The sequence below is a fragment of the Micromonospora orduensis genome, from assembly GCF_006228125.1.
Classification (GTDB): domain Bacteria; phylum Actinomycetota; class Actinomycetes; order Mycobacteriales; family Micromonosporaceae; genus Micromonospora; species Micromonospora orduensis.
The window spans coordinates 66,768-82,495 of record NZ_VDFY01000157.1 but is presented as its reverse complement, the minus strand read 5'-3'; the positions used below and the strand labels follow the sequence as shown (position 1 = coordinate 82,495).

At 72.2% G+C, this 15,728-nt stretch carries 17 protein-coding genes; 7 read left to right on the top strand and 10 right to left on the bottom strand.

Annotated features, from left to right (window positions below; genetic code table 11):
- The first annotated feature begins 34 nt into the window (after positions 1–34).
- Together xseA and FHG89_RS15560 are read left to right on the top strand one after the other, a co-directional pair.
- Entirely contained in the window at positions 35–1,249 is a 1,215-nt protein-coding gene (gene xseA / locus FHG89_RS15565; RefSeq protein WP_139585101.1) for an exodeoxyribonuclease VII large subunit, read from the top strand.
- 47 nt (positions 1,250–1,296) lie between these two features.
- Complete coding sequence (locus tag FHG89_RS15560) at positions 1,297–1,518, top strand: exodeoxyribonuclease VII small subunit (protein ID WP_139585100.1); 222 nt, start codon at positions 1,297–1,299, stop codon at positions 1,516–1,518.
- A gap of 39 nt (positions 1,519–1,557) precedes the next feature.
- Here FHG89_RS15560 and FHG89_RS15555 read toward each other — a convergent pair whose 3' ends face one another.
- The 3 genes from FHG89_RS15555 to FHG89_RS15545 form a co-directional block, all read right to left on the bottom strand.
- Entirely contained in the window at positions 1,558–2,409 is an 852-nt protein-coding gene (locus FHG89_RS15555) for a hypothetical protein (protein ID WP_139585099.1), read from the bottom strand.
- Between the two features lie 236 nt (positions 2,410–2,645).
- A complete protein-coding gene (locus FHG89_RS15550; RefSeq protein ID WP_139585098.1) occupies positions 2,646–3,464 on the bottom strand; it encodes a hypothetical protein in 819 nt (272 codons plus the stop codon).
- A gap of 118 nt (positions 3,465–3,582) precedes the next feature.
- Positions 3,583–4,326: a DUF4245 domain-containing protein gene (locus tag FHG89_RS15545; RefSeq protein WP_139585097.1), complete on the bottom strand. Its 744-nt coding sequence runs from the start codon at positions 4,324–4,326 to the stop codon at positions 3,583–3,585.
- 156 nt (positions 4,327–4,482) lie between these two features.
- Here FHG89_RS15545 and glpX point away from each other — a divergent pair, with 156 nt between their 5' ends.
- The gene (gene glpX / locus FHG89_RS15540; protein ID WP_139585096.1) at positions 4,483–5,514 is read left to right on the top strand and encodes a class II fructose-bisphosphatase; all 1,032 of its coding nucleotides are present in this window, start codon (positions 4,483–4,485) and stop codon (positions 5,512–5,514) included.
- Positions 5,511–6,482, top strand: coding sequence for a DMT family transporter (locus tag FHG89_RS15535; protein ID WP_139585095.1), 972 nt, complete (start codon positions 5,511–5,513; stop codon positions 6,480–6,482). The genes glpX and FHG89_RS15535 overlap by 4 nt, the downstream gene beginning before the upstream one ends.
- Before the next feature lie 20 nt (positions 6,483–6,502).
- Here the strand turns inward: FHG89_RS15535 and FHG89_RS32990 are convergent, their stop codons facing one another.
- From FHG89_RS32990 to FHG89_RS15500, 7 genes are all read right to left on the bottom strand, one after another.
- The gene (locus FHG89_RS32990; RefSeq protein WP_167517436.1) at positions 6,503–8,197 is read right to left on the bottom strand and encodes a hypothetical protein; all 1,695 of its coding nucleotides are present in this window, start codon (positions 8,195–8,197) and stop codon (positions 6,503–6,505) included.
- 65 nt (positions 8,198–8,262) lie between these two features.
- On the bottom strand, positions 8,263–9,231 hold the full coding sequence (locus FHG89_RS15525; protein WP_139585122.1) for an NAD(P)/FAD-dependent oxidoreductase: 969 nt from the start codon (positions 9,229–9,231) through the stop codon (positions 8,263–8,265).
- Between the two features lie 106 nt (positions 9,232–9,337).
- A complete protein-coding gene (locus FHG89_RS15520; protein WP_139585094.1) occupies positions 9,338–9,991 on the bottom strand; it encodes a rhomboid family intramembrane serine protease in 654 nt (217 codons plus the stop codon).
- Between the two features lie 113 nt (positions 9,992–10,104).
- A complete protein-coding gene (locus FHG89_RS15515; RefSeq protein WP_139585093.1) occupies positions 10,105–10,782 on the bottom strand; it encodes an aggregation-promoting factor C-terminal-like domain-containing protein in 678 nt (225 codons plus the stop codon).
- Between the two features lie 277 nt (positions 10,783–11,059).
- A complete protein-coding gene (gene phoH2 / locus FHG89_RS15510) occupies positions 11,060–12,475 on the bottom strand; it encodes an RNA 5'-3' helicase PhoH2 (RefSeq protein ID WP_139585092.1) in 1,416 nt (471 codons plus the stop codon).
- Between the two features lie 412 nt (positions 12,476–12,887).
- Positions 12,888–13,223, bottom strand: a complete 336-nt coding sequence (locus FHG89_RS15505) for a hypothetical protein (protein WP_074316807.1) — start codon at positions 13,221–13,223, stop codon at positions 12,888–12,890.
- Between the two features lie 31 nt (positions 13,224–13,254).
- Positions 13,255–13,599, bottom strand: coding sequence for a hypothetical protein (locus FHG89_RS15500; protein WP_139585091.1), 345 nt, complete (start codon positions 13,597–13,599; stop codon positions 13,255–13,257).
- Positions 13,600–13,863: 264 nt separating this feature from the next.
- Here FHG89_RS15500 and FHG89_RS15495 point away from each other — a divergent pair, with 264 nt between their 5' ends.
- From FHG89_RS15495 to otsB, 3 genes are all read left to right on the top strand, one after another.
- On the top strand, positions 13,864–14,307 hold the full coding sequence (locus FHG89_RS15495) for an XRE family transcriptional regulator (protein WP_139585090.1): 444 nt from the start codon (positions 13,864–13,866) through the stop codon (positions 14,305–14,307).
- Positions 14,308–14,469: 162 nt separating this feature from the next.
- Positions 14,470–14,823 carry a hypothetical protein gene (locus FHG89_RS15490; protein WP_139585089.1) on the top strand — a complete coding sequence of 118 codons (354 nt, stop codon included), beginning with the start codon at positions 14,470–14,472 and terminating at the stop codon, positions 14,821–14,823.
- Between the two features lie 67 nt (positions 14,824–14,890).
- On the top strand, positions 14,891–15,715 hold the full coding sequence (gene otsB, locus FHG89_RS15485) for a trehalose-phosphatase (protein ID WP_139585088.1): 825 nt from the start codon (positions 14,891–14,893) through the stop codon (positions 15,713–15,715).
- The last annotated feature ends 13 nt before the right edge of the window (positions 15,716–15,728 follow it).

Sequence of the window (15,728 nt, the reverse complement as noted above, 5' to 3'; positions counted from 1 at the left end):
ACGGGCCAGGTGGGGTGGGCCGTAGGGTGGTCGGGTGACCGAGGGTGGGCGAAGCAGCGCGGAGGAGCCCTGGCCGGTCCGGGTGGTCAGCCAGAAGGTGGGCGCCTGGATCGCCAAGCTGGGCTGGGTGTGGGTGGATGGCCAAGTGGCGCAGATCAGCCGGCGCCCCGGCGCCAGCACCGTCTTCCTCACCCTGCGCGACCCGTCGGCCGACCTGAGCCTGACTGTGACAACGAACCGGGACGTCCTCGACATCGGTGCGCCCGAGCTGCGTGAGGGCGCCCGGGTGGTGCTGCACGCCAAGCCCGAGTTCTACGCCGCCCGGGGCACGCTCAGCCTGCGCGCCGACGAGATCCGCCAGGTCGGCCTGGGTGAGCTGCTGGCCCGGCTGGAGAAGCTCAAGAAGCTGCTCGCCGCCGAGGGCCTGTTCGACCGGGCCCGCAAGCGCCGGCTGCCGTTCCTGCCCGGCCGGGTCGGGTTGATCACCGGCCGTGCCTCGGCTGCCGAACGGGACGTACTGACCAACGCCCGGCGGCGCTGGCCGGCGGTGGAGTTCCGGACCGTCAACGTGGCGGTGCAGGGGCCGTCCGCGGTGCCGCAGATCGTCGACGCGCTCAAGGTGCTCGACGCCGACCCGAGCATCGACGTGATCATCATCGCCCGGGGCGGTGGCGGCATCGAGGACCTGCTGCCCTTCTCCGACGAGGCGCTCTGCCGGGCCGTGTTCGGCTGCCGTACGCCGGTGGTCAGCGCGATCGGCCACGAGACGGACGCGCCGCTGATCGACTACGTGGCCGACGTACGTGCGTCCACCCCCACCGACGCGGCCAAGCGGGTGGTCCCCGACCTCACCGAGGAGGTACGCCTCATCGGTCAGGCCCGGCACCGCCTCCAGCGGGCGGTCCGCAACCTGGTCGACCGGGAGGCCCACCGGCTCGACAGTCTGCGGTCCCGGCCGGCGCTGGCCCGACCCCAGGTGATTGTGGAGCACCGGGCGACCGACCTGGCCGCGCTGCGCCAGCGGGCCGGTCGCTGCCTGGACCACCGGCTCGCCGCCGCCGACGACGAACTGCGGCACACCCTGGCCCGGCTGCGCGCCCTCTCCCCGGCCGCCACCCTCGACCGGGGGTACGCGATCGTGCAGCGCGCCGACGGCCACGTGGTGCGCGCGGCGACCGAGGTCGGCAAGGGCGACCCGCTGCGGGTACGGCTGGCCGAGGGTGAACTGGCCGCCACCGTCGACGGCTGAGCGGCGGGGCGCGATGAGAACGACGGGGTGTGCTGAGATGGGACGCGATGACTGACGACACGAAGGCGGGGCCGGACGAGCGGCTCAGCTACGAGCAGGCCCGCGCCGAGTTGGCCTCCGTGGTCGAGCGGCTGGAGGCCGGCGGCACGTCCCTGGAGGAGTCGCTGTCGCTCTGGGAGCGCGGCGAGGCGCTGGCGGTGATCTGCCAGCGCTGGCTGGACGGCGCCCGGGCGCGGATCGACGCCGCCCGGCAGGAGCCCGCTTCCTGACCGCGGGCGGGGCGACCGGAGCCGCCCCGCCCGCGTACGTCAATTGAACAGGCTGTACAGCTCGGCTGGCGCCTCGACGACCTGGTCCGCCGGCGGCTTCTGGGCCGCGGTGGCCGCACCGTAGTCGGAGTACGTCATCCGGATCTCCTGCGCCGTGGTCTGCCCGGCGGCCGGGAGCTGCAACACCAGCTCGCTGAGCCGGCCCTGCGGGTCGACCTTCGCCGTGAACGGGACGGTCTTCGCCTGGGCGCCCAGCGCGGCGATGGTGGCGGGGTTCAGCGAGCCGGCCTCGGCCGCCTTGGTGACGTCGATGGTGCCCGCGTACGCGCCGGTGCCGGTGCTGCGTACCTCGGTGATGCCCTGGGTCAGCACGGCGCTGCCGGCCGGGTCGACCTTGTCGAAGTCGAAGCCGAGGTTGCGGTTGCCCTTGATGCGGGCCTGGTCGAGGTGCTGGTACTTGCCCAGGTTGAGCTGCTTGATGGCGGGCAGGCTGTTGGCGGTGGGGCCGGTCAGCTCCAGCTTGACCCAGCTGTCCGGCTTGAAGTGGATCACGTCGAGCTTCATCGCCAGATCGGACGAGGGGCCGCCGATGGCGATCTTCATTGCCGCGCTCTGGCTCGGCTGGTGCACCTGCCCCTCGGCGGTGGAGCCGGCGGCGGTGAGGCTGAACCGGAAGTTGCCGTTGCTGATCTCCTTGGTGGAGTCGAGCAGCGCCTGCTTGGCGTCGCCCGCCGCCGGTGCTCCACCGGACGGGCTCGCCGAGCCGGGCGCGCTCACGGTCGGGGACGCCGTCGATCCGGCGGTGCCGGTGCCGCCGCTGGCGCAGGCGGCCAGGGCGGGCGTGAACAGGGCGGCGGCTACCAGGCCTGCGCCGAGTCGTCGAACAGTCATGCGTGTCTCCCAAGAGGGTCACCCGACGACCTGGACGGCGCCGGAAACCGGGCGACGCAGCAGCACCGTCGGCTGCGCCGCGCGACCCGGGCCGAGCAGCGTGCCCAGGGTCACTCCCTCTCTGTTCCCTGCCGGCCCGTCGGACAATCACCCTTCTGTCCGGTTGCTCGAAAGGGTTGGACCCGCAACGGCGGAACCGGGGCGGCCAACGGCCACCCCGGTTCCGCCGATCAGACCTACTTGAACATCTCGTACGTCTCGGCCGGCGCCTCGACGACCTTGTCCGCCGGCGGCTTCTGCGCGCCGGCGCCGGTCCCGTAGCCGGTGTAACCGATCTTGATCTCGTGCGCGGCGGTCTCACCGGCGGCCGGAACCGCGATGACCAGCTCGGTGAGCCGGCCCTGCGGGTCCAGCTTGGCGGTGAACGGCAGCGCCTTGGCCTGGGCGCCCAGCGCGGTCACAACCTCCTCGTCGAGGGCTGCGGACTCGGTGGCGGCGGTAATGTCGATCTTACCGGCGTAGGTGCCCTCGCCGGTCTTCTGCACCTCGGTCACGCCCTTGACCAGCGCGTCGCTGGCGAGCGGGTCAAGCGTCTCCGGGTCCAGCTGGAGATCCTTGACGTCCTTGATCTTGGTCTTGTCGAGGTGCTGGTACTTGCCCTTGTTCTTCGTCGCGCCGGGGATGGCGGCGGCCATGGCGCCGCCCATGTCCATCTTCACCCAGCTCTCCGAGTCGATGTAGATCAGATCCATCTCGAGCGACACGTCCTCGGACGCGTCGCCGAACTTCACAGTGAACTGCGCGCTGTTGCTCGGCTTGTGCACCAGACCGCCGCCGGTCGTGTCGGCACCCGCCAGGGTGAAGGTGAAGTCGCCCTTGCCGAGCTCCTTGGTGGAGGCGAGCAGCGCTTCCTTGGGGTCGGCCGGGACCGACGGGGCGGACGGGGACGAACCCGAGGCGGCCGGCTTGTCGTCCGTGTCGGAACCGCACGCAGCGAGAGCCGGCACGAGCAGTGTGGCGGCGAGGAAGCCGTAGCTCCACCGTCGAATGTTCACGAAGATTCCACTCCAAGACAGGGAAAAGTATCCGGCTGTGACATCTGCCGGATCTGAGCCGTGGGAGCCTAACGGATCTTCGCCGCCGTCCGGGTCCGCCGATCGGCGGAATCCGGTCTCAGCGCAGGGCGCCGGCGAGGTCGCGTAGCTCGTTGTCCCGGGCGTCGCCGATGACCAGCACCGTTCGCGTCGGCTCCAGCAGAACGAGTGCCTGCTGGTTGCCCCGGGCGGTGTAGCGCTGCCACGTCCGCCCGGCCAGTACCGTCGGCCCCTGCGGCTGCCCCTGGTCGGTCAGCTCGGCGGGCAGCAGCCGCTCCGCCGGCACGCTGCTCTGCACCAGTTGGACGCCCCGCCCCTCCGGTGTGAGATAGCCGATCCGGAGGTTCGCGCCCCCGTCTACCGTCTGGTAGCGCGCGCTCACGGTGCGCCAGTCGGAGCCGAGCCCCTGCGGTTGGCTCACCGGGAACACGTTCGCCGAACGGGCCTGCTCGATCGCCGGGGCCGGGTCGACGGTGGTGGCCTGGTCGCCGCCGAGGAACCCCCGGTAGAACGCCAGCAGCAGCGCGATCGGGACCAGCAGCACCAGCAGCGAGATCGCCATGTCCTTCGGCGACCGCTCGGACCTGGCGGACTCCCGTCGTGGCGGTGGCGCCGGCCACTCGCCGGTCTCGGTGGCGGCGTCGCCCCGGGCCGGCTCGGCCGTCGGCCCGGGCTCGACCAGGGCCGGCTCGCCGTCCGACGGGGACGTCGGGACGGTCGCGGCAGGCTCACCACCGGGGCCGGCGGGGCCGGCGGCCGGCGGCTGGCCGTCCGGCGGCGTGCGGTCGGCGGGTACGCGGTCAGCTGGCTGTGCGGGTTCCACCCTGTCATCTTCGCAGCCGCCCGACCGGCGGTATCCGGGCCATCACCGCCCCGCGCCGACGCCCGGTCGGCCATCGTGTGAGGATCAGCGACAGAGCCGGCGGCGGGGAACGCCCTGCCACCGGTCGTCCCCGCACCGTCGCGAGGAGGAGCCGTCATGACGAACACCAGGACGCGGATCCCACAGGATCTCGACCGCAACCTTGCCCTCGACCTGGTCCGGGTCACCGAGGCCGCGGCGATGGCCGCCGGCCGGTGGGTCGGCCGGGGCGACAAGGAGGGCGGCGACGGAGCCGCCGTCGACGCCATGCGCAAGCTGATCAACTCGATCCAGATGCGCGGTGTCGTGGTGATCGGCGAGGGCGAGAAGGACAACGCGCCGATGCTCTTCAACGGCGAACACGTCGGCGACGGCACCGGTCCGGAGGTGGACGTCGCCGTCGACCCGGTCGACGGCACCACGCTGATGAGCAAGGGGATGCCGAACGCCCTCGCGGTGCTCGCCGTCTCCGAGCGGGGCGCGATGTTCGACCCGAGCGCGGTCTTCTACATGGAGAAGCTCGCCGTCGGCCCGGCGTACGCCGACGTGATCGACATCAACGCCGGGGTGGCCGAGAACCTGCGCCGGATCGCGAAGGTCAAGGGCACCGACGTCTCCGAGGTGACGGTCTGTGTGCTGGACCGCAGCCGCCACGACGACCTCGTCACGCAGATCCGCCGGACCGGGGCGGGCATCCGCTTCATCTCCGACGGCGACATCGCCGGCTCGATCGCCGCGGCGCGGGGAGAGTCCGACGTCGACGTGCTCATGGGCATCGGCGGCACCCCGGAGGGCATCATCTCCGCCTGCGCGTTGAAGTGCATGGGCGGGGCGATGCAGGCCAAGCTCTGGCCGCGCGACGCCGAGGAGCGGGAGAAGGCGCTCGCCGCCGGGCACGACCTGGACCGGGTGCTCGGCACCGACGACCTCGTCACTGGGGACAACTGCTTCTTCGTGGCCACCGGCGTCACCTCCGGCGACCTGCTGCGCGGGGTGCGCTACCGGGCCGGCGGCGCGTACACCCAGTCGATCGTGATGCGCTCCAAGAGCGGCACGATCCGGGTCATCGACTCGTACCACCGTCTGGAGAAGCTGGCGCTGTACTCGGCCGTCGACTTCGACGGCCGACCGCTGGCCGAGCAGGAGTGATCGACACCGGCACCGCTACACCGCAGGCACTCTCCGCGACCCGCCGGATCGCCGGCGTCGCGCTGGCGTCGTTCTCCGGGGTCGCGGTGGCGGTGCAGTCCCGCATCAACGGCGAGCTGGGCGTACGCCTGGCCGACGGGTTCGCCGCCGCGGTGGTCTCGTTCGGGCTGGGTCTGCTGGTGCTGCTGGTGCTCGTGCCCGCCACCCCCGGCGGGCGGCGTGGCCTGGTCTCGGTGCGGCGGGCGCTCGCGACGGGGACGCTCCGGCCGTGGCAGTGCCTCGGTGGCATGTGCGGGGCGTTCCTGGTCGCCTCCCAGGGGCTGACCATCGGCTCGTTGGGGGTGGCCGTCTTCACCGTGGCCGTGGTCGCCGGGCAGAGCGGCAGCAGCCTCGCCGTGGACCGGGCCGGCATCGGTCCGACCGGGCGGCAGCCGGTCACCCGGCAACGGCTGGCCGGTGCGGTGCTCACCGTGCTCGCGGTCGTCCTGGCGGTCGGTGACCGGCTGGGCGCCCCGGGCACGCTGCTGCTGGCCCTCCTGCCGCTGCTCGCCGGGGTGGGCACCGCCTGGCAGCAGGCGGTCAACGGACGGGTCCGGGCGGCGGCCGAGAGCGCGCTGACCGCCACCCTCGTCAACTTCGCCGTCGGCACGGCCACCCTGCTCGTCGCGTTCGCGATCGACATCGCCGTACGCGGCTGGCCGACCGGCCACCTGCCGAGCGAGCCGTGGCTCTACCTGGGCGGCCCGATCGGCATCGTGTTCATCGCCATCGCCGCCGCGATCGTGCGTTTCACAGGTGTCCTGCTGCTCGGCCTGGCCACCATCGCCGGTCAGATAGTCGGGGCGGTCCTGCTGGACCTGGTGCTGCCCACGGCCGCCTCGCATCCCGGGCCGAACACCCTGCTCGGCGCCGCGCTGACGATGGTGGCCGTGCTGATCGCCGCGCTGGCGCCTCCCGCCCGCCGCTGACCAGGCCGCCTGCCGCACGGTCAGCGCGGTGGCAGCTGCGACGGGTAGGGCGGATCAGGCACCGCCGGTGAGCGCGGAGGGTGTGACGGATGCGGATAGGGCGGGTACGCATAGGGCGCGTTCGGATCAGGCGGGTACGGCGGGCGCGGCCGGTACCGGCGTTCGTACGCGCGGGCCGGGTCGACCAGCCGGGAGATCCGGATGGCCAGCAACACGCCCGGCACCGTGGCCAGTAGAGCGATCGCCACCGCGATCCTGCTCTGCGGAGGGTTGCCGACCAGCCATCCGGCGAGCGGCAGCCCGGACAGGAGCGCGGTGAGCAGAAGCCCGGTCAGCGCCCACCCGATCCACCGGGACGATGCACCCTGGTAGCGGGCCCGGACGAGCAGAGCCGCCGCTGTCAGCACGCCCATCGGCAGAGTGACAGCCGTCAGGGCCATGAACGTGAGGCCGTCGTCCTCGCGGTCCCAGACCGCGGTCAACACCGCCGCCGCGATCAGCATCGACAGGCCGCCGGCGAACCCCCACCAGCCTGGACCCTCACCGCGGCGGATCGCCAGGTGACCGGCGAGTACGGTGACCGTGCAGCCGAGGGTCAGCGCGAGCGCCACGGCGAGCAGCAGGTCCGTCTGGCGGTCACCGGGGCCGCCCCCGTCCATCGGGGGCGGGTCTTCCCAGCGGGCCTGCGTCGAGAACCGCCCCTCCAGGAAGCCCTTCCGTTGCCACGCGCCGTCCGACCCGCGGTGCAGGATGCCGTCCCGGCCGTTGGCGACCAGCACCTCGTGGCCTCCGCCAGCGGCGGGATAGATGATCAGGTCGCGGGAGGCGAAGTGCCGCCGGACGTCGCCCGGGTTGTAGGAGCGGCGGGCCAGCTCCTCGCGGCGCGCGTCCGACACCTCCCACGCCACCCGCCACGTCGTACCCGCGTCGTCGCTCTGTTCCACCCGCAGGTGACCCTCGACCGCGCGGTAGCACCGCTGCGGCTCGGCCGGCACGCACGCCTGCCGCTGCCCGGCGCCCTGGCCGGACAGCCGCTGCTCCTCGCTCGCGGTGGCGGGGCGCCAGGTGATCCCCCGGTTCTCGCTCACCGACCACGACCCGTCGGCCGGCCGGGTCGGCCAGTCCCGGCTGTTGTATCCCGAGCCGGTCGAGATCGCCGGTTGACCGTCGAGCAGGGCGGTGCCCACGGCGTAGGGGTAGTAGACCGCGCTGGTGGCGGCCACCGCCAGCACCGCGGGCGGCAGCACCACAAGCAGCCGGACCGTCCGGGCGGTCCGGCGACGCACCGGCCGTCGGCGCGAACGCGTCCAACTCCACCAGGCCAGGGCGAGCGCCGGCAGGGTGAGCAGGTCGGTCCGGTCGGCCCGGACCAGCGACGGTCCGGCCAGCACGGTCCAGGCCGACGAGGCCAGTTCGGCGGCGTACCCGCTGGATTTGACGACCGCGAACCCGGCGCCCACCGAGGCCAGGGCGACAAGCGCGGCGGCCCGGGCGGGCAACCGCGGCACCAGGAGGGTCAGCAGCACCGCGACCAGCGGCGGGGCGAGCACCAGGCCGGCGACGTCGCTCAGCTTGCCGGTCAACGGGCCCGGGAAGGCATGCTTCAGCACGTGGTCGTTGACCAGCAGCAGGGCCAACGCGAGCAGGGTGGTGGGGTGGCAGAGCCAGGACAACGTCGTCGGCGCGCCGTCGTGCGGTGTCTCGGGATCCGTCATCCCCCCAGGCTCCGGGCAGCCCGTCTCGATCCGGACACGGAGCGGTCAGTGTCCGATACCGACGGTCAGCCGGCGTCGGAGGAGTGCCCCGGGAAGAGGTGGGCGCTCGGGTCGATGGCCACTGCCGCGTTGTTGACCGCCGTCGCCGCCTCGCCGAAGCCGGTGGCGATCAGCCGGACCTTGCCCGGGTACTCGGTGATGTCGCCGGCCGCGAAGACCCGGGGCAGGTTGGTGGCCATGGCGCTGTCCACCAGGATGTGCCGACGGTCCAGCCGCAGCCCCCACTCGGCGAGGGGGCCCAGGTCGGCGGTGAAACCGAGCGCCGCGACCACTGTGTCGACCGGCAACGTCTCGGTCGCGCCACCGCGCACGGTTACCTCGGCCCCGGTCACCGCACCCTCCCCGAAGAGCCTGGTGACCTCGGCGTTGACCACCACCCGGACCGGCAGGGACAGCACCCGGGCGACCGTCGAGGCGTGCGCCCGGAACTTCTCCCGCCGGTGTACGAGGGTCACCGAACGGGCCAGCGGTTGCAGAGCCAACGCCCAGTCGAAGGCGGAGTCACCGCCACCGACGATCAGCACGTCCCGGTCGGTCAGCTCGGCCGGCTCGGTCACGAAGTAGACGATGCCGCTGCCGGGCGCCGCGTCGGCGCAGGGCAGGGGCCGAGGACTGAAGCTGCCCAGCCCGCCGGTGACCACCACGGCGCCGCAGCCGAGCTGCTCACCACCGGCCAGGCCGAGCACCGGCCGCTCGTCGGCGTACGAGAGTTTCTCGGCCCGGGTGCCGAGCAGGTACTGCGGGCCGAACGGCGCCGCCTGGGCGACGAGGTTCGCCACCAGGTCCCGGCCCTTGACCGCGGGAAACCCGGCCACGTCCAGGATCAGCTTCTCCGGATACATGGCGGTGACCTGGCCGCCGGGCTCGGGCAGCGCGTCGATCACCGCCACCGACAACCCCCGGAACCCGGCGTAGTACGCGGCGAAGAGGCCGGACGGCCCGGCCCCGATCACGGCGATGTCGACCTCACGCATGGCGTACCGTCGCTTTCCGCTCACGGATCAACGCTTGCTGATCTCGACCGTAGGCGGGTGGCAGCGGTCGGGCAAGCATGTCCCAGAGGCGCGCCGACGAGCCCGGTCAGGGCAGGCTGAGCGTGGACCCGGAGTAGTCCGGCCCGTCGACGGTGGGCCGGCGACGACGGAACAGGATCGCGGCGACCACCCCGCCGAGCAGCCCGAACAGGTGGCCCTGCCAGGAGATCCGCTCGTCGGTGGGGAGGATGCCGACGAGCTGCCAGCCGTAGAGCAGGCCGACCAGCAGGAAGACCGCGAAGTTCCACCAGCTGCGCTCGACGATGCCCCGGGTGAGCAGGATGCCCAGGTAACCGAAGATCACCCCGCTGGCGCCGACCACCACCGAGTTGGGCGAACCGGTGAACCAGACGCCGAGCCCGCTGACCAGGATGATGACCAGGGTCGACCAGAGGAATCGACGGGCGCCGGCGGCCAGCACGAACGTGCCGAGCAGAATCAGCGGGATGCTGTTGCTGTACAGGTGGTCGAAGCCGTGGTGCAGGAACGGGGAGAAGAAGACCCCGTCCAGGCCGTCGATGCGGTGCGGGATGATGCCGGCCGTGGCGTCGAGGCCGAACGCGAGCCCCTGGTCGACGGCCTCGATGAGGAAGAGGAACGGGACCACCGCGCACATGGCGACAAAGGCCCGGCCGAGCGCGGCGTAGAACGCCTCGGTGCCGAACCGGAAGGGGTCGCCGCTTGGCGGGTGCAGGCTCACCCCCCAACTGCTATCAGCAAAAAGGGTCCGCCGCCACTCGCGTCCCGTCCGCCCACCGGGTGTACGCGCGACGGCGGGGCGGGTGGTCGCCACCCGCCCCGCCGTCGATGACGTCAGTAGTGGCCGTTGTTCTGGAAGTAGTTCCAGGCGCCACAGGGCGTCTTGTACCTGCCCTTGATGTAGCCCAGCCCCCACTTGATCTGGGTGGCCGGGTTGGTACGCCAGTCGTCCGCGACCGAGCCCATCTTGCTGCCCGGCAGCGACTGGGGGATGCCGTACGCCCCGGAGGAGGAGTTGCTGGCCTTGTGGTTCCAGCCGCTCTCCTTGGTCCAGAGCTTCTCCAGGCACGGGAACTCGGCGATGCCGAAGCCCGCGTCGATCATCAGCGCGCAACCGGTCTTGCGGTTGCCGCTGTACTCCGCGCAGGACGCGGGGATCGGCCCGTCGTACGGTTTGGCGGCCGCGTTGGCCGCGTCGCGCTCGCGCTTGCGGGACGCCGCGGCGGCCTCGGCCTTGCGGGCCCGCTCGGCGGCCTCCTTGGCAGCCTGCGCCGCCCGCAGCTTGGCCTGGTACTCGGCGGCCCGCTGCTTGGCGAACTGCACCTGGTGGGCGGCGTGCCGCTCGCGCTGGTACGCGAGGTCGGCCCGGTCGACTTCGAGGCTGACCTGCTCGGTCAGGCCCTGTTGCTGGGTTTCTCGGTCTTCGCCCAGGTAGAAGCCACCGGCGACGCCCACGGAGAGCAGCGCGACAGCGGCCGTACGGGCACCCAACCGGCTCCACAGCCGACTCACGAAGCGGTCCCTTCGTCGGGGGCAAGGACGCGGCGCGGCGCCCGGCCACATCTGGCCGTCGACCGTGCCGCGAGCGCCCCGACCGGTTGCCGGTCGCGCCGACGCACCTACCTTCGCCTATGCCGTCCGTCCCGGGACGAACGATCGTCAACGATGCTCGTGGTGCGTGGGCGCTCGTGGGACACCATCGCGCACAGTGAGGCCGATGGGAAACGGACCGCACGCTTTGTGATCTGCACCACACGTAAAATGTGGATAAACCCCTACAAAACCACCGTCACAGCGGGATGTCCTCCAGAAGATCCGTCACCATCGCGGCGATCGGCGACCGCTCCGAACGGCTGAGCGTGACGTGGGCGAAGAGCGGATGACCCTTGAGCGCCTCGATCACGGCTGTCACCCCGTCGTGCCGCCCCACCCGCAGGTTGTCCCGCTGGGCCACGTCGTGCGTGAGCACGACCCGGGAGCCCTGCCCGATCCGGGACAGCACGGTCAGCAGGACCCCCCGCTCCAGCGACTGGGCCTCGTCCACGATCACGAAGGCGTCGTGCAGGCTGCGCCCCCGGATGTGGGTCAGCGGCAGCACCTCCAGGATGCCCCGCGAGGTGACCTCCTCCAGCACGTTCTCGTGCACCACCGCCCCGAGCGTGTCGAAGACCGCCTGGGCCCACGGCGACATCTTCTCCGACTCCGAACCCGGCAGGTAGCCCAGCTCCTGGCCACCGACGGCGTACAGCGGGCGGAACACGATCACCTTCTTGTGCCGGCGACGCTCCATCACCGCCTCCAGGCCGGCGCAGAGCGCCAACGCGGACTTGCCCGTACCGGCCCGCCCGCCCAGCGAGACGATCCCGATCGACTCGTCGAGCAGCAGGTCCAGGGCGACCCGCTGCTCGGCCGACCGGCCGTGCAGCCCGAACGCCTCCCGATCCCCCCGGACCAGGCGGACCGACTTGTCCGGCAGCACACGCCCGAGCGCGGAGCCGCGCGTCGAGTGCAGCACCAGGCCGGTGTGGCACGGCAGCCCGGCCGCCTCGTCCACGTCGAGCGTCTCCCCCGCGTACAGCGAAGAGATCTGCTCCTCACCCAGCTCCAGCTCGGACATGCCCGTCCAGGTCGGGTCGCTGGCCTGGCCGTGCCGGTACTCGTCGGCCCGCAGGCCCACCGAGGCGGCCTTGACCCGCAGCGGCATGTCCTTGCTGACGAGCGTGACCTCCCGCCCCTCCGCGGCGAGGTTGAGCGCCACGGAGAGGATCCGGGCGTCGTTGCTCTCGGTCCGGAAGCCGGGTGGCAGCACCCCGTCGTCGGTGTGGTTCAGCTCCACCCGCAGGGTGCCGCCGGCGTCGTTGGCGGGCACCGGCGTGTCCAGTCGGCCGTGCCGGACGCGCAACTCGTCGAGCATGCGCAGCGACTGCCGGGCGAACCAGCCCAGCTCCGGATGGTGCCGCTTGCCCTCCAACTCGGTGATGACCACCAGCGGCAGCACCACCTCGTGCTCGGCGAACCGGTGGAACGCCGCCGGGTCGGAGAGCAGCACGGACGTGTCCAGGACGAACGCCTGGCCCGCTGGTCGCGGCTCCTTGGGGTCGGCCGGCGCGGTCGCCGCCGTACGGCGGCTCCTGGTGGCGCGGCGGGTCGTGGCAGTCGCGGCCGGGGTCTGATCGGCACCGGCGGTGGTACGGCGAGTCGTCACAGGCCTGCTCCGACGGATGGGCACCCGCCACCCGTGTTCCGCCTCCTCCGGTGCCCGGGGACACGGGGTCGGATGCGGAACCCCGTGTGCGAGGTCGCAGATCCGGGCGGACCGGCTGGCTCGGGAGAACCCCGTGCCATGCCTAGACGCTAGCCGCGCCGGACCGTCGCGGCTAGAGGGCGATCGTGGATCTCCGGAGACGGCCGTGTGAACGCCGGGTCGTCCACCGGCCACGGCGCGAGCCGGGCGCGGCGGATCCGGCCGGGATGCATGCCCCCTGCGCGCATCCCGGCCGGTGGGGTCACCGTCACCGGTCTGACGTGACCCCGACGGTGCGTGTCCGCCGCGGACGACGCACCGCGATCGTGGCGCCGGTCGACGGGACCGCGCTCGTGGCGGCCCGCCGGCCGGCTCAGCCGGTCCGTCGAACGAGCGTGCCGGTCGGGTGCCGCCCGGTGATCGGGGCGGCCGGCGCGGTGAACGACGAGCCGGTGTAGGTGGTGCCGGGACGGGCGACCGTGCCGGCCGAGCGCACGACACCGGCCGGGGACACCGACAGGGCGGAGGCGATCGCCGCCTGGGCGTCGCGCCGCCGCCGGTTCCAGGCCCCCCGGTCGCCGTCGAAGTAGCCCTGCCGGTAACCGAAGCGGTAGCCGATGCGGTAGCTGAGCTGACCGTGCAGCCGTCCGGCCGCGTAGCTGGTGGCACCGAGCACCAGGACGAGGAAGACCGCGAGGAAAGGGCTCATCGGGCGGCTCCGGCCCGGCCCGGTCGCCGGATCATCGCTCCTCCGGCTCGATGGTGGTGGGGTCCGCGATGAGCAGCCGGTCCAGGTCGTCGGTGCTGACCTCCTCGACCAGCTCGACGCTGATCCGGCAGCCGTCCAGCACGACCTCGGCGACCGAGGACCGGCGGATCTCGCCGCCGGCGTCGTACACGCGGACGCTCAGCTCCGGACAGCCGAGATGGGTACGCCAGGCGTTCCACTCGGTGCGGTCGCCGACACTCAATGACAGATAGCGGCAGCCTCGGGCGAGGTAGAGGCGCCATGGGGCGGTCAGCCCTGCGGCGACCCCCTCGGCGATCAGCCCGAAGGCCTGGGCTCGGGTGGCGAGCTCGGTCACCACGCCCCCTCGGAACCGGGGGCGTGACGCATGTGAGCACCAGTCGTCTCATGCACGTGACACACCGTAGGTTGTCCCATGAGCGTGACAGTATCAGCTTTTCGTCCGTTTACCTTCACCACTACGGGCATCTATTCTGCCCGGGTGAGACCCCTCAAGAGTGGCACTGGATCGTTTACCGGAAATCCGAGAGGCCTGTCACGTTCGCGTGACAGAGGCGCGCCCGGACGCACGTCCGCCGATGCCTCGCCGTACGGTCACGGGGTGACCGAGACGGCCAATGCGCGGAAGATCGCCTTCGCCACCTTCGTTCGCCGCGCCCTGGACGAGGCGCGGGCGACCCGGGCCTGGAGCGGCACCGAGGTGTCGCGGCGCACCGGCGTGTCCCGGCAGACCATCAACCGGTGGGTCCGGGGCGACTGGGCCAGCGACCCGGAGGCCGAACGGGTGGTCGCCTTCTGCGAGGGTCTGGGGCTCAACCCGGCCGCCGCCTTCGCCGCGCTCGGCTGGGACCGCGCCGCGAACGGCCCGCGCGCCGCCCAACCCGCCCCTCCGATGGACCCCGACGTGGAGGCGCTGCTGCGCCGGCTCATCGACCCGGACGTGTCGGACGCGGAGAAGTTCCACATCCGCGAGATCATCAGGTACCTCGCATATCGCCCAACGTTGCCGGTCGATGTCCGAAAAAGGGGCAATCAAGCAGGCTAGTTCCTCAGATGGCGAAAGAACGCCTGGTCAGGTTCATTCGTTTCGCTCCGGGGCCGGAACGGGCACGCTAGCGTCCCTATTCGTACTGCTTGGGCTCGTCGTCGGCGGGGGGACGGGACAAGGCCGAACCCAGCCCTGCGGGACAGAAGGAGGGGTCTGTCCATGACCCTGAAGTGGTTGGCAGTCGTGGTCGCCACGGTGTCGATGACATTGTGGGCGACCGGCAACGTCGTGACCCTCGTGGTCAACGGCGGGCAGCTTCCGCTGCTCGTCAACCTTCTCGTGCTCATCAGCGCCGGCACCGCGGTCATCCTGGCCGTCGTCGCCGAGCTGCACGAGCGCCTCAACGACCGGATCAGCGCCCTCACCGAGTTCCTGGTGGCACGCCTCAACGAGATCGAGAGCCACACCGGGGACCGCAACACCGGGTTCGTGGAGGGCTACCTGTTGAGCCACGGCCAGGACGCGGCGGTGGTGCCGTTCGGACGCCGCGGTCGGGGAGCCGCCGAACGCTGACCGAGCGCCGCCGAGTGGGTCCGCTCGGCCAGGAATGAGCCCCGGGCGCCGGGGTACGCTGACGCGCGTGCCGCCGTTGAATCTGGGCAATCAGCAGCCGAGGACCCCGTTGAACGCCGACCAGGCCTGGCGAACCACCGCCGGTCGGGCCGCCGGGACGGTCCTCTTCTTCGACTTCGACGGGACACTCGCGCCCGTCGACGACGACCCGACCGCGGTACGCCCCGCTCCCCGGGCGTTGGCCGCGATCGAGGCGCTGGCGCCGGTCGTGCAACGGGTCGCGATCGTCTCCGCCCGACCTGTCGAGTTCCTCCGGGAACGCCTCGGCGGGCTGACCGGCGTGGACCTCTACGGCCTCTACGGCCTGGAGCACAGCCACTCCGATGGCGAGATCGTCACCGAGCCCGCCGCGCTGCCCTGGGTGCCGACGATGGCGGAGCTGGCCGACCTGGCCCGCGCGGAGCTGCCGCCCGGCACGCTCGTCGAGTTCAAGCGGCTCTCCGTGGCGCTGCACTGGCGTACGGCGCCGCAGCTCGGCTCGACGGTGCAGCAGTGGGGGCAGGCGCAGGCTGACCGGCTGGGGCTCCGGGTGCAGGCCGGGCGGATGGTGCTGGAGCTCAAGCCCCCCGTCGACCGGGACAAGGGCATGGTGATCGGCGAGGTCATCCGGGACGCCACAGGCGCGTGGTATTTCGGTGACGACGTCTCGGACATCAAGGCGTTCGCCGCGCTGCGCGCCCGGGCCGCCGCCGACCCGGACTTCTTCGGTGTCTGCGTGGCGGTCGCCAACCCGGAGACCGGTCACGAGGTGGCCAACGCCGCCGACCTGACCATCGAGTCCCCGGACGCCCTGGGTGACTTCCTCACCGAGGCGCTCACCCACCTGCCCTGACCGGGTCCCCGGC